We start from the raw sequence: 14,992 nt of genomic DNA on the forward strand, positions 1-14,992 counted from the left end.
GCGGGGCCGGCCAAAGCTTCGTCATGAATAGACGAGGCTGCCGTGGATTTCTTCAAGCGCCTCCACCAGGGAGTCGAGCACCTCCTGCGCATGGGGTATCTGGAAATGCCCGCACGCGGCGACCCGACCGGCCAGAGGCTGACCACCCAATTGCCGCGACAGCGCCCGCACCTCTTCACCACGCCCGCGCGTCCACCAGCACAGCGGCCGGACCTGGATCGGCGAGCAACTATCCAGTTGCCCGGAGAGTTGCTTGAGCTGCCGGGCGACCAGGAATACCTGGGCCAGTTCGTCGCAGCCCAGCCCTCCCTTCCCGGTCTGGCCGACGCCAAGGCACTCGGCGATGGCGGCGCTGACGTTGTCGCGCTGCTCCAACCCGGCGGCCAGTGGCGGACGGGTTTCCAGGCCGGCGCTGACGCTGAGGAAGTCCAGCAGATCCTCGCGCCAGTCATCGGCGGCGGGCGCCTCGGTTCCCGGCACATAGCTGTCCAGCAGACCGAGGAAGGCCACCTGCTGTCCCTGCCGCTCGAGCTCGGCGGCCATCAGCATGCCCAGGGTCCCTCCCAGCGACCAGCCGAGCAGGTGATAGGGACCCTCGGACTGGCGCTGGCGGATCAGCGCGACGTAATCCTCGGCCATCCGTTGCAGGGAAGCGTCCCGCCAGTTCGGATCCAGCAGCGAGCGGGCCTGGATCGCCAGTACGCTACGGCGGCCATTCAGGCGCCGGGCCAGCGGTTCATAGTCGAACACCGTGCCGAAGCCGGCATGCACGCAGAACAGCGGCGGGCATCCGTCCACCGCCGCGTTCAGCGCCAGGATCGGCGACGGCGGCGCAGCGCTGTCGTCGTACCCGGACAAGGCGGCGATGCTCGGCTTCTGGATCAGGTCGCGCAGCTTCAGGCTGAAGCCCAGCTTCTTCAGGGCACGGGCCTTGGCCACCACCTGCATGCTGAGGATAGAGTCGCCACCCAGTTCGAAGAAGTTGTCGTGCACACCGATCCTTGCGATACCGAGCACTTCCTGCCAGATACCAGCCAGGGCCAGCTCCAGCTCATTGCGCGGCGCCACGTAGGCCTCGCTGGCGGTGACGTCGATGTCCGGCAGCGCCTTGCGGTCGATCTTGCCGTTCGGCGTCAGCGGCATCGCCGGCAGCAGGGCCAGGTGCGCCGGCACCATGTACTCCGGCAGATCGCGCTTGAGGCGCTCGCGCAAGCGCTCGAGCAGGCCCGAGGCGTCCGCGCCATCTTCCGCGACCACATAGCCGAGCAGTTGCTTGCCACTCGCCGCGTCGCGGGCAACCACCACCGCTTCGCGGACCTCGCCGGCATCCTGCAGGCGCGCCTCGATCTCGCCCAGTTCGATGCGGAAGCCCCGCACCTTGACCTGGTTGTCGATGCGCCCGAGGTAGTCGAAGGTGCCATCCTCGCGCTGACGAACCAGGTCGCCGGTGCGATAGAGACGCTCGCCGGCACGGCTGAACGGGTTGGCGACGAAGCGCTCGGCGCTCAACCCCGGCCGCTGCAAATAGCCTCGCGCCAGGCCGACGCCACCGAGGTACAGCTCCCCGGCCACGCCCGCCGGCAACGGGTTCAGGTCAGCGTCCAGGACATAGCCGCAGCGCTCGCCGACGAAGCTGCCGATGGGCGCATAGGCAGCGCCGCATTCGGTGTCCATGGCAGCCTTCCAGATCAGCGGCGTGACCACGGTTTCCGTCGGGCCATAGCCGTTGATGATGTAGCGCGGTTTCAGCGCGCGCTTGGCCAGTTCGAAACCGGCCACCGGCACCGCGTCGCCGCCGAAGCAGTAGATACGTACCGGCGGCGGGTTGCCGTCACGCTCGGCATGCTCGGCCAGCTGTTGCAGATAGACCGGCGGGAACGCGGCAACCGTCACGCCGTGGCGTTGCATCGCCGCGTAGGTCTGCTCCGGCGTCCACAGCGCATCGTCGCGCAGCAGCAGGCTGCCGCCGTGGCCCAGGGCGGTCAGCCAGCGCTCATGAGCGCCGTCGAAAGCGAACGACATGAAGTGCAGCTCGCGATCGGCCGGGGACATCTCGTAGCGCTCGCCGACCGCGTCGATGTGCATCGCCAGAGGACCATGGCTCACCGCGACGCCCTTGGGCAGGCCGGTGGAGCCGGAGGTATAGATGACGTAGGCGAGGTTGGCGGGATGGACCTCGACCTGCGGCGCCTGCGCCGGATGCTCCAGCAGATCCAGGCGGTCCAGGGCCAGGGCGGGCACGCCGGCGGGCACCGGCAATTGCACCAGCGCCTGGCTTTCGCTCAGCAGCAGGGCGATGCCGGAGTCCTGCATCAGGTAAGCCAGTCGCTCACGCGGATACGCCAGGTCCAGCGGCACATAGGCGCCACCGGCCTTGAGCACGGCGAGCAGCGCAACGACCAGTTCGGTGCCGCGCGGCAGCGCCACACCGACCCGCACATCGGCCGCCACGCCGCGCTCGACCAGCGCATGCGCCAGGCGGTTGGCCCGCGCGTCCAGCTCGGCGAACGAGTGGCTGCGCTCGTCGAACACCAGCGCGGTGGCGTCCGGCGTGCGCCGGCTCCACTCGCCGATGCGCTGGTGTACCAGCGGATACCGATCCGGACACGCGCCATCCGCCAACGGCACCCGGGCACTCGGCAAGCCGATGTTGCCCAGGCGGCACTCGGCGTCGCCGCTCAAGGCTGCGAGCAGCCCTTCCATATCCGTGCGCAGGCGCTCGACCGAAGCCACGGCGAAGTGCTCGCGCAGGAACATGTATTCGATCGCCAGGCCGGAATCGTCGCTGGTCACCATCAGGTCCATGGGGAAGTTGGTCAGGCCTGCGCTGCGCATCTCGCCGAAGCGCAGCGAATCGTCGCGCCAGTCACGCAGCGTCCGGTCAACCGGATGGTTCTCGAACACGATGATGCTGTCGAACAGCGATTGACCACTGCGCCCGGCCCAGCGCTGGATGTCGCTGAGCGGGGTGTACTCCTGCTCGCGCATCTCCAGGTTGTAGTCCTGCAAGGCTCTCAGCCAATCGCCGACGCACTGTTCCGGCGCCACTTCGCAGACCACCGGCAAGGTATTGATGAACAGCCCGAGGATCCGTTCCGACGCCTCCAGGCTGGCCGGCCGACCGGCAACGGTGGCGCCGAAGGACACGCAGCGCTGGCCGCTGTAGCGACTCAGCAGGAGCAGCCAGGCGCCCTGTACCAGGGTATTGAGCGTCACTCGCTGGGATTGGGCGAAACGTTTCAGGTGCTCGGTGGCATCGCTGTCCAGGCGCGTGTACAACGCCTGGTGCCCATATCCTTCGCGGGCAGCGTTGAAGGCGTCGGCCAGATAGGTCGGCTCGTCCATGCGTGCCAGTTGGCGGCGCCAGAAGGCCTCGCTGGCCTTGCCATCGCGCGCCCGCAGCCAGGCGATGTAGTGCCGGTAAGGGACGGCGGGCGGCAGGCTGCCGCCGGAATAGAGTTCGAGTATCTCGCCGAACAGCTGCGAAGTGCTCCAGCCATCGATGAGAATGTGGTGGTAGGTCCAGATCAACTGGTAGCGATCCTCGCCCAGGCGCAGCAGGCGTATCCGTTGCAGCGGCGGCTGGCCCAGGTCGAAGCCCTTGCGCCGCTCCTGTTGCGCGACCTGTTCCAGCGCTTCGTCGCTTATCGCCCGCCCACGCCAGTCGAGGACCTCGAACGGAAGCCCGGGATCGGCCAGGACAAATTGCAGGGGCTCTTCCTGGTCCAGCCAGAGGAAGCCGCTGCGCAACACTTCATGGCGCTGCGCCACCGCCGACCAGGCGCGTTGCAGGCGCTGCGGATCGAGTCCGTCGACCGCGATGCTCAATTGGTTGATGTACAACTCGGCGTCCGGGCTGTTCAGCCCGAGGAACAGCATGCCCTGCTGCATCGGCGAAAGGCTGTAGAGGTGTTCCAGCCGTTCGTGGGGCAACGGCAGCGCCTGCACTTGCTGCGGCAGCAGATTGTGCAGGACGGCGCCGTCGGGCACGCTCGCCGGCTCTGCGACGGGCGCCGCCGCGCTGCAGCGCTCGGCCAGCTTGCGAATGTTCTGCAACTGGAACAGGTCGCGCGGGCTCAGTTGCAATCCGGCCTGGCGCGCTCGACTGACCACCTGGATCGAGACGATCGAGTCGCCGCCGAGGGCGAAGAAGTTGTCGGTCACGCCAACCCGCTCGCGTCCCAGGACATCCGCCCAGATCGCCGCCAGTTGCCGCTCCGGTTCGCTGGCCGGTGCCACGTATTCGCCGAGTCCGTCTTCCGCCTCGATCTTCGGCAACGCCTTGCGATCCAGCTTGCCGTTCGGACTCAGCGGCATCCGCTCCAGCGCCAGCCACTGCGCCGGCACCATGTATTCCGGCAGGCTCGCCGCCAGGTGCGCGGCCAGCGCTTCGCGCCAGTCGCCGCCCTCGCTCTCCAGCACCACGTAGCCGACCAACTGCTTGCCGTCCACCGCCAGCACCGCCGCCTCGCGCACCCACGGATGCTCCAGCAGGCGCGCCTCGATCTCGCCCAGCTCGATGCGCAGGCCGCGCAGCTTCACCTGGTGGTCGATCCGCCCGGCGTACTCGATCACCCCGTCGGCGCGGTAGCGCGCCAGGTCGCCGGTGCGGTACATCCGCTCCCCAGCCACGAACGGGCTGGCGACGAAACGCTCGGCAGTCAGCCCCGGACGCTGGTGGTAGCCACGGGCCAGGCCCCGACCGGCCAGGTACAGCTCGCCGAGCACGCCCACCGGTACCGGCTCCAGGTTGCCATCGAGGATGTAGCAGGCCAGGTTGGCGATCGGCCGGCCGATCGGCACCGCGTCCTTGCCCTCCTCCATGCAGGTCCAGTGGGTGACGTCGATGGCCGCCTCGGTCGGGCCATAGAGGTTATAGAGGCCGGCCTGCGGCAGCTTGGCGAACACCTGCTGCTGGGCGTCCGCCGGCAGCGCCTCGCCGCTGCAAACGATGCGTTTCAGGCTGGTGCAGGAGGCGACGTCTTCATCCTGCAGGAAGGCCTGCAGCATCGACGGCACGAAGTGCAGCGTGTCGACCCCTTCGCGATTGATCAGCGCCACCAGCTTCGCCGGATCGCGATGGTCGCCCGGCGCGGCCACCACCAAACGCGCCCCGCTCATCAGCGGCCAGAAGAACTCCCAGACCGACACGTCGAAGCTGAACGGGGTCTTCTGCAACACCGTGTCGCCGACGCCCAGCCCATAGGCCTGCTGCATCCAGCACAAGCGGTTGCTCAGCGCCGAATGGCGGTTGCCGGCGCCCTTGGGCTTACCGGTGGAACCGGAGGTGTAGATGACATAGGCGAGGTTCTCGCCATCGAGATGAATATCCGGGTTCGCCTCACTGTAATCCTCGAACCAGGGCGCACCGCGATCCAGGTCGATCCACTGCACGCCTTGCGCCAGCGGCAGCTTCAGGTGCGACTGGCTGAGCAGCAGTTGCACGCCGCTGTCCTCCAGCATGTAGGCCTGGCGCTCCTCGGGATACTCCGGGTCCACCGGCACGTAGGCGCCGCCGGCCTTGAGGATCGCCATCAGGGCCACGACCATCTCGATGGAGCGCTCCATGGCCACGCCCACCAGGCGGTCCGCACCGACCCCGCGCTCGATCAGGGCATGCGCCAGGCGGTTGGCCCGGCGGTTCAGCTCGGCGTAGTCCAGGCGCTCCTCGCCGAAGGCCAGCGCCGGCGCCGTCGGTGTGCGCTCGACCTGCTCCTCGAACAATCGGTGCACGCCGCGTTGCAGCGGGTACTCGGCCGCAGTGGCGTTCCAGCCTTCCAGCAACTGGTAGCGCTCGGCGGCAGCCAGACTGTCCAGCTCGCCCAACGACGCCCCCGGGTTTTCGCACATCCCCAGCAACAAGCGTTCGAGGCGTTCCGCCAGGCACTCGATCGCCGCCTCGTCGAAAGCCTGGCGGGAATAGCTGTAGTGCAGTTCGAGGGTCTCTCCGGCGCTCACCAGCAGCGTCAGCGGATAGTGCGTCTGCTCCTGGTTGCTAAGCGCGTCGATCCGCATGTCCGTCGGTGTCTCTTCCGCCAGCGCTGCGGAAACCGGGTAGTTCTCGAATACCAGGATGTTGTCGAACAGGGCCTCGCCGACCTGCCCGGCCCAACGCTGGATGTCATACAACGGCGTGTGCTCGAACTCGCGCAGCGCCAGGTTTTCGCCCTGCACCGCCTGCAGCCAGTCGCCGAGCGGCTGCTCCGGACACGGGCTGGCGACCACCGGCAGCGTGTTGATGAACAGGCCGATCTGCTCCTCGATCCCGCGCAACTCCGCCGGACGACCGGATACGGTGGCACCGAAGGCCACGGTGTCCTGCCCGGTGTAGCGTTGCAGCAGTATCAGCCAGGCCGCCTGGACCAGGGTATTGAGCGTCACCTTCTGCTCACGGGCGAACTCTGCCAGGCGCTGGCTCGTGGTGACGTCCAGCTGACGATAGCGATCGGCATGGCCCTCGGCACCCCGCACCCCGTGGGCGAACGCCGGAACCAGCAGGGTCGGCTCGCCCAGCCGCTGAAGGCGCTGCTTCCAGAACGCCTCGGTGCGACCCGCATCCTGGCGTTGCAGCCAGGCGATGTAGTCGCGATAGCGCCCATCCGAGCGCGACGGCGTCTCGCCGCGGTAGCGCTGCAAGACTTCGCCGAGCAACTGCGAGTTGCTCCAGCCGTCCATCAGAATGTGGTGATTGGTGTAGATCAGGTGGTGCCGGCGTTCGCCGGTACGCACCAGCACCAGCCGCAGCAGCGGCGCCTCGGCGAGTTCGAAGCCGAGCCCGGCCTCGCCGGCGGCGAGGGCATCGAGCGCCTCAGCGAGGTCCGCGCGGTCGCGCCAGTCGTGCACGCTGAACGGCACCTCGACGCGCTTGCGCACCAGTTGCAGCGGTTTTTCCAGCGCGCCCTGCCAGAGGAACCCGCTGCGCAGGACTTCGTGGGCATCCAGCGCCGCCTGCCAGGCCTCGCGGAAGCGTTGGGGATCCAGGCCTTCCACGTCCAGACGCATCTGGTTGATGTAGTCGCCGCTGTTCTGCTGGTACAGGCTGTGGAACAGCATACCCTGCTGCATCGGCGACAGCGGATAGAGATCCTCCACCTCGCCCGCCGCCAGGGGCAAAGCGTCCAGTTGCCGCTGGTCGAGCCCGGCCAGGGGGAAGTCCGAAGGGGTCACGCCTTCGACATCGGCGGCGCAACAATGCTCGATCAGCGCCAGCAGCTCGTCGCGATAGGCATCGGCCAGGCGAAGGATGCTCGCCTCGCTGAAACGCGCGGCGCTGAAGCTCCAGTCGATACCGAGCCGGCCGGCATAGACCTGGCCGTTGAGACTCAGCCAGTTGTCCAGCGGCGCGTCGCTGTCGCGCTCGCTGCCGGCCGCATCGGCGCTGGGACGGAACAGCGCGGAGGAATCGGCGGAGAAGCTGCCGTCGAACTGTCCCAGGTAGTTGAAGGTGATGCGCGGACTCGGCAGGGCCGCCAGCGCCGCCCGATCCTCGGCGCTGCCGAGGTAACGCAGGGCGCCGAAACCCAGCCCCTTGTGCGGAATCGCGCGCAGTTGCTCCTTGATCCGTTTGATCGAAGCGCCCAGCTCCGCCACCGGCGACAGGCGCAGCGGGAACAGGCTGGTGAACCAGCCTACCGTGCGGGTCAGGTCGATGTCCTCGAACAGCTCCTCGCGCCCGTGTCCTTCGAGCTGGATGAGGGTATCCGCCTGGCCGGTCCAGCGACCGATGACCCGCGCCAGGGCGGTGAGCAGCAGATCGTTGACCTGGGTCCGGTAGGCCGCCGGCGCTTCCTGCAACAACCGGCGCGTGGCCTCTTCGGTCAGCTCGGTACGTGCCGAACGGACATGCCGGACCGATTGCGCACCCTCGCGATCATCGCAGGGCAGTTCGGTGGATACACCTTCGAGCTGCGCCAGCCAGTAGCCGCGCTCGCCCTCCAGGCCGCCGTCGCGGGCATGCGCCTGCAAGCGTTCGGCCCACGCCTTGAAGGCGCTGGTCTTGGCGGGTAGCGCAACGGCCTGGCCGGCCTGCAACTGGCGGTAGGCGGTCTGCAGGTCTTCGAGGAGGATCCGCCAGGAAACCCCGTCCACCACCAGATGGTGGATCACCAGCAACAACCGCTGGCTGCCGTCTCCGAGCGTCGCCAGCAGCGCGCGCAACAGTGGCCCGCTGCCCAGGTCGAGACTGCGCTGGACCTGCTCCGCCAGGGCTTCCAGCGCTTGGCCGTCGGCGACCGACTGCTGCCACAGCAGCACCTCGCCGGCCTCGACCGCGCGGTGTTCGGCGCGCCAGGTCCCGTCTTCGAGGCGGAAGCCCAGGCGCAACGCATCGTGGTGCGCCAGCAACGCCTGCAGCGCCGTTTCCAGAAGCGTACCGTCGAGTGCCTGCCCCGGCTCCAGCAGGACCGACTGGTTCCAGTGCTGGCGCCGCGGGATATCCAGTTCGAAGAACATCTGCTGGATCGGCAGCAGCGGCGTGCTCCCGCTGATCGGCCCCTGTTCGGCGCAGGCCAAGCCCCGGCCCTCGACGGCCACGCCGGCCAGGCCCCGGATCGTCTGGTGCAGGAACAGGTCCCTGGGCGCCAGCCGGATCCCGGCCTGGCGCGCGCGGCTGACCACCTGGATGGAAATGATCGAGTCGCCGCCAAGTTCGAAGAAGTTGTCGTCCAGGCCGACGCGGCCAAGCTTCAGCACATCCGCCCAGATCGCCGCCAGGCGCTGCTCCAGCTCGCTGCGCGGCGCGGTATAGTCCCGCTGCAGGCGGCTGGCGTCCGGGGCGGGCAAGGCGCGCCGGTCCAGCTTGCCGTTGGCCGTCAGCGGCAGGCGCTCGAGGAACAGCAAGTGGGCGGGCACCATGTGCTCCGGCAGGCTCGCCTTCAAGGCCTGGCGCAGCGTGTCGCGCAACGCGGCGGGGTCGCTTGGCGCCGCCTGCGTCACGACATAGCCGACCAGTTGCGTAGCGCCCGGCCCCTCGTGAGGCAGCACGACCGCCTCGGCCACGCCCGGCTGTGCGAGCAGGCGGGCCTCGATTTCGCCCAGTTCGATGCGGAAGCCGCGAATCTTGACCTGGTGGTCGATCCGACCGACGTACTCGACCACCCCGTCGCAACGATAGCGGGCCAGGTCGCCGGTCCGGTACAGACGTCCCCCAGTCGTGGAGAACGGATCGGCCACGAAGCGCGTGCAACTCAGCTCGGGGCGATTCAGATAGCCCCGCGCCAATCCCGCGCCCCCCACATACAGCTCGCCGATGCAGCCCCTGGGCACAGGGTTCAGCCCGGCGTCGAGCAGATACCAGGACAGGTCCGGGATCGGTTCGCCGATCGGACTGGCCGCCCCGCCGTCGAGATCCGCCAGCGACAGCGGACGATAGGTCACGTGGACCGTGGTCTCGGTGATCCCATACATGTTGACCAGGCGCGGCGCTCGATCGCCGAAACGCTCGAACCATGGGCGCAGGGCCTGCACTTCCAGCGCCTCGCCACCGAACACCACATGCCGCAGGGCCAGCGGCGGAACCTCCTGGCCGGCGCAGGCGACCTGCATCAGTTGCTTGAAGGCCGACGGCGTCTGGTTCAGCACCGTCACCCGTTCCCGGCACAGCAGGCGCAGGAAGTCCTCTGGCGAACGACTGGTCTCGTGCGGGACGATGACCAGCCTGCCGCCATGCAACAACGCGCCGAAGATCTCCCAGACGGAGAAATCGAACGCGTAGGAGTGGAACAGGCTCCAGGCGTCGTCCGCGGAGAAACCGAACCAGTGCCGGGTGGCATCGAACAGGCGTAGCACGTTGCCATGCGGCAGCAGGGTACCCTTCGGTTTTCCGGTAGAGCCGGAGGTATAGATCACATACGCCAGGTTATCGACGCCGACGGCGCTCTGCGGATCGCTCTCCGGGTAGCCGGCCCACTCATGCTCCGCGTCCAGCAGCAGGCAGGGCAGGCCCTCGCCGAGCGGTAAGCGCTCGCGCGCCGCGCGCTGGGTCAGTAGCAGGCGGATGCCGCTGTCCTCGATCATGTAGCCCAGCCGGTCGCTGGGGTAGCGCGGATCGAGCGGGACATAGGCGCCGCCGGCCTTGAGGATCGCCAGCAGACCGACGATCATCTCCAGGCTGCGCTCGGCCGCCAGGCCGACCAGCACGTCGGGGCCGACACCGAGCTCGATCAGCCGGTGCGCCAGGCGATTGGCCCGCAGGTTCAATTCGCCGTAGTCGAGCGCGCGTTCGCCGTAGACCACTGCCGTCGCCCGCGGTCGCTCGGCGGCCTGGCGCTCGATCAGGCGGTGCAGGCAGGACGCCGGGGGGAAGTCCTGCGGATGGGGGTTCCATTGCAGCAGGTCGGCACGCGCTTCGGCCTCGTCCAGAAGTTTCAGCTCGGCGATGCGCGCCTCCGGCCGGGCCACGATCGACCGGAGCAGGTTCAGCCAGTGGCCGGCGATGCGCTCGGCGCTCGACGCGTCGAAGAGATCGGTGGCATAGGTCAGTTCGGCAAGCAGGCCATTGGAGGATTCGTAGGTATCCAGGGTCAGGTCGAACTGCGCGGTCTGCACGTCCCAGGCCAGGTCCTCGACCTCGAGTTCGCCCAGGGAGGCGAAACGCGAACCGCGATGATCGTCGCGCTGGTGGTTGTACATCACCTGGAACAACGGCGCATGGCTGAGGCTGCGTTCCGGCTGCAACGCATCCACCAGTTGCTCGAACGGCAGGTCCTGATGACCCTGCGCCTCCACCACCGCCCGCCGGACCTGCCGTAGCAACTCGCGGAACGGCAGTTGCCCGTCGAGTTCGGCGCGCAACACCTGGGTGTTGACGAAGAAGCCGATGAGCCCCTCGGTCTCCTCGCGATTGCGGTTGGCGATGGGTACTCCGACACGAATGTCATTCTGCCCGCTGTAGCGATGCAGGAGTGCCTGGAACGAGGCCAGCAGCAGCATGAACAGCGTGCCCTGCTCGGCCTGGGCCAGCCGCCGCAGGGCTTCGGCGAGTTCCGCCGGCAACGGGATGCCGATGCGCCGGCCGCGATGGCTCTGCTGCTGCGGGCGCGGCCGGTCGCTGGGCAACTCCAGCAACGGCTGCTCGCCGCCCAGGCGGGAAACCCAGTAGCCCAGTTGACGCTCACGCTCGCCGCCATCCATCCATTGGCGTTGCCAGGCCGCAAAGTCGGCGTACTGGATCGGCAACTCCGCCAGCGCGGGGGGCTCATCATGCCGAAGCGCGGCGTAGACGCGGATCAGTTCGTCCACCAGGACCTGCATCGACCAGCCATCGGCGATGATGTGGTGAAGAGTCAGCACCAGCACGCATTCGTCCGTCGCCAGCGGCAACAGCAGGACCCGCAGCAGCGGTCCGCGTTGCAGGTCGAACGGCCGATGGGCCTCGGTTTCCACCAGCCCCTTCAGGTCTTCGCCGGCCACCGGCGGTCGTCGCTCCTCGATGGCTATCGGCAGCGTCGGGTGGATGACCTGCCGCGGTGCGCCATCGTGTTCGACGAAGGTGGTGCGTAGCGTTTCATGGCGCTGCACCAGCAGGTCCAGGGCACCCTGCAGGGCATCGCGCCGCAGCGGTCCCTTCAGACGCAACGCCACCGGGATGTTGTAGGCCGCGCTGTGCGGATCCAGGCGCCAGATGAACCACTGGCGTTCCTGGGCGAACGACAGCTGCGGCGATGCGTCCCTGGCGCATCGGACGATCCCGCCCTGGGCGGCCGGCGCCAACTGCGCCACGGCCTGCGCATAGGCGCGCAGGGTGCTGTGCTCGAACAGGGTACGCAGCGGCACCTGCAGGTCGAGGCGGCGGCGTACCCTGGAAACCACTTGGGTCACCAGCAGCGAGTGGCCGCCCAGCTCGAAGAAGTTGTCGTCCCGACCGATGTGGCCGAGCTTGAGGACCTCGCTCCAGATCGCCGCCATGGCCCGTTCCAGCTCGCCCTCGGGCGCGACATGGGCGTCCCGGACCGCGCTCGCGTCCGGCAGCGGCAGCGCCTTGCGGTTGATCTTGCCGTTCGGCGTCAGCGGCAGGTTCTCCAGCAACAGCATGTGCGCCGGCACCATGTAGTCCGGGAGAACCGCCAGCAGGCTGTTCTTCAATGCACTGCGCAGTTCCTGCTGGCGCGCCGACTCGGCGTCGACCAGCGCGGCCTCGGTGGGCACCAGGTAGGCCACCAGGGACGGCCCGGCCACCCCCGGCTGGGCGACGACCACCGCCTCGCGCACGCTGTCCTGCTCCAGCAGGCGCGTCTCGATTTCGCCGAGTTCGATGCGGAATCCCCGGATCTTCACCTGATGGTCGATCCGTCCAAGGTATTCGATGACCCCATCGGCGCGGTAGCGAGCCAGGTCGCCGGTGCGGTACAGGCGCGAACCGTCGGCGGCGAACGGGTCGGGCAGGAAGCGTTCGGCGGTCAGGCCGGGACGGCGATGGTAGCCACGCGCCAGGCCGTCGCCGCCGATCAGCAGTTCGCCGGCGACGCCGGGCGGACATGGGTTCATTTCGCTGTCGAGGATGTACAGAGCGGTGTTTTCCAGCGGCCCGCCGAGGAACGGCCGGGCCTCTTCGCCGAGGCGGAACCGTGCCGACCAGATCGTCGTCTCGGTCGGCCCGTAGAGATTCCAGGTCGATGCCGACAATCCGCGCATACGCGCCGCCAGGTCCTCCGCCAGCGCCTCGCCACCGCACAGCAGGGTGCAGCCACGCAGCAGGTCGACACGCTCGCTGTCGCACAGCATCCGCCAGGTCGCCGGGGTCGCTTGCAATACCGTGACGCCCTGCCGCTCGACCAGATCGAGCAGGGCCTCGGGATCCTGGGCCTGCTCGCGGCTGGCGAGCAGCATGCTGGCGCCACGCGCCAGCGGTACGTATAGCTCCAGGCCGAAGATATCGAAGGAGAAGGTGGTCACCGACAGCAGACGGTCCCGCGCCAGCATGCCCGGTTGCCGGGCGATGCTGCAGACGAAGTTGGTCAAGGCTCGATGGCGGACCATCACGCCTTTCGGCTGGCCGGTGGAACCGGAGGTGTAGATCGCGTAGCAGAGACTGTCGGGCGCCTCCGGCAGGTCCGGGTTTTCCGCCGGGTAGCCGTGCACCAGTCGCTCCAGGTCGTCGAGCAGCAGGCTTTGCAGCCCATCCGACTGCGGCAGGCGCGCCAGCACGCTTTGCTGGCTGAGCAACAGGCGCAGTCCGCTGTCGTCGATCATGTACTGCAAGCGGTCCGCGGGATACTGCGGATCCAGCGGCACATAGGCGCCACCGGCCTTGAGCACCGCCAGCAGGGCCACCACCATGGGTACGCCGCGCTCCAGCGCGATACCGACCAGTACATCGCTGCCGACACCCTCCTCGCGCAGACGCCAGGCGAGGCGGTTGGCCAACGCATTGAGTTCGGCGTAGCTCAGGCGTTCCTCGCCGAACAGCAAGGCCGGCGCGTCCGGGGTCAGCCCGGCCTGGGCCTCGAACAGGCGATGCACACCCTGCCCGGCGGGATATTCGCTCGCCGGCAGACGGCTGCGTTGCAGCAGCGTGGCGCGCTCCTCGGCGTCGAGCAGCGGTAGGTCGCCGAGGCGTCTCCGCGGCTCGGCGACGACGGCCTCTAGCAGGTTGCGCCAGTGACGTGCCAGGCGCTCCACGGTCGCAGCCTCGAACAGGTCGGTGGCATAGGTGAATTCGGCGTGCACGCCCTGTTCCGATTCGTAGGTGTCCAGGGTCAGGTCGAATTGCGCGCTGTGCGCGCCCCACGAGAGGTCCTCGACGCTCAGCCCCGGCAACTGCGCCGCCAGCGACTGGCGACCTGCGGAACCCAGGTTCTGGTGGTTGTACATGGCCTGGAACAGCGGGCTGTGGCTGAGACTGCGCTCCGGCTGCAAAGCCTCGACCAGTTGCTCGAACGGCAGGTCCTGATGTGACTGGGCGCCGAGCGCGGCGACACGGGTCTGCTGTAGAAGGTCAAGGAACGGCATCTGCGCATCGAGATCGGCGCGCAGCACCTGGGTGTTGACGAAGAAGCCGATGAGCCGCTCGGTCTCGACCCGGTTGCGGTTGGCCACCGGCACGCCGACGCGGATCTCGTCCTGGCCGCTGTAGCGATGCAGGAGCGCCTGGAACGAGGCCAGCAGGAGCATGAACAACGTCGTCCCTTCGCGCTGCGCCAGCGCCTGCAACTGTCGGCCCAACGCCTGCGGCAACTGCAGTTCATGGCGCGCGCCACGGTAGCTCGGCAGCGCCGGGCGCTGGCGGTCAGTCGGCAGTTCGAGCACGCTCTGCCCTCCGCCCAGCCGCGCCATCCAGTACTCCAGTTGGCGCTCGCGTTCGCCGGCTTCCAGCCAGTGTCGTTGCCAGATCGCATAGTCCGCATACTGGATCGGCAAATCGGGCAGCGTCGCCTCGACGCCTTGCCGGCGCGCGCCGTACAGGGCAATGAGTTCCTCCACCAGTACCCGCATGGACCAGCCGTCGGCTGCCACATGGTGGATGGTCAGGGTCAGCACGTGATCGTCGGCCGCCAAGCGCAGCAGGCGCGCGCGAAGCAGCGGACCGTTACGCAGATCGAAGGGCTGTTGCGTCTCGCTTTCAACGAAAGCGCGAATCTGCGCCTGCGCGTCGTCGTCGCCCGCCAGCGTAACCGGGACGGGTACGTCGACCGACGCCAGCACCTGCTGGCGGAAGCCATCCAGTTGTTCGTCCTCGACGAACACGGTGCGCAGGCTCTGGTGGCGTTCGACGATGGCGCCCAGGCTGGCGGACAGCGCCTCGACGTCCAGTTCGCCACGCAGGCGCAGCGCCGAGGGAATGTTGTAGGCGGCGCTCTGCGGGTCCATCTGCCAGAGGAACCACTGGCGCTCCTGGGCATAGGACAACGGGATACGCTCGAAGGCCGAGGCCACCTCGGGAATCGGCAGGTTGGCCGGCGTCACGCCCTCCTCCTGCATCTTCGCCAGGTACAGCTTGCGCTTGTCGAGAGGAAGCGTGATGAAGCGCCGGGCAACCCGCAAAGCTACGCTCATG

At 68.2% G+C, this 14,992-nt stretch carries 1 protein-coding gene; it reads right to left on the bottom strand.

What is annotated here, in order from left to right; all coding sequences use genetic code 11:
• Window positions 1-21: 21 nt before the first annotated feature.
• The gene (locus LJF27_RS25360) at window positions 22-14,991 is read right to left on the bottom strand and encodes a non-ribosomal peptide synthase/polyketide synthase (RefSeq protein ID WP_162802378.1); all 14,970 of its coding nucleotides are present in this window, start codon (window positions 14,989-14,991) and stop codon (window positions 22-24) included.
• Window position 14,992 lies beyond the last annotated feature (1 nt).

Source organism: Pseudomonas sp. 203-8, from assembly GCF_020708595.1.
GTDB classification, from domain to species: domain Bacteria; phylum Pseudomonadota; class Gammaproteobacteria; order Pseudomonadales; family Pseudomonadaceae; genus Pseudomonas; species Pseudomonas aeruginosa.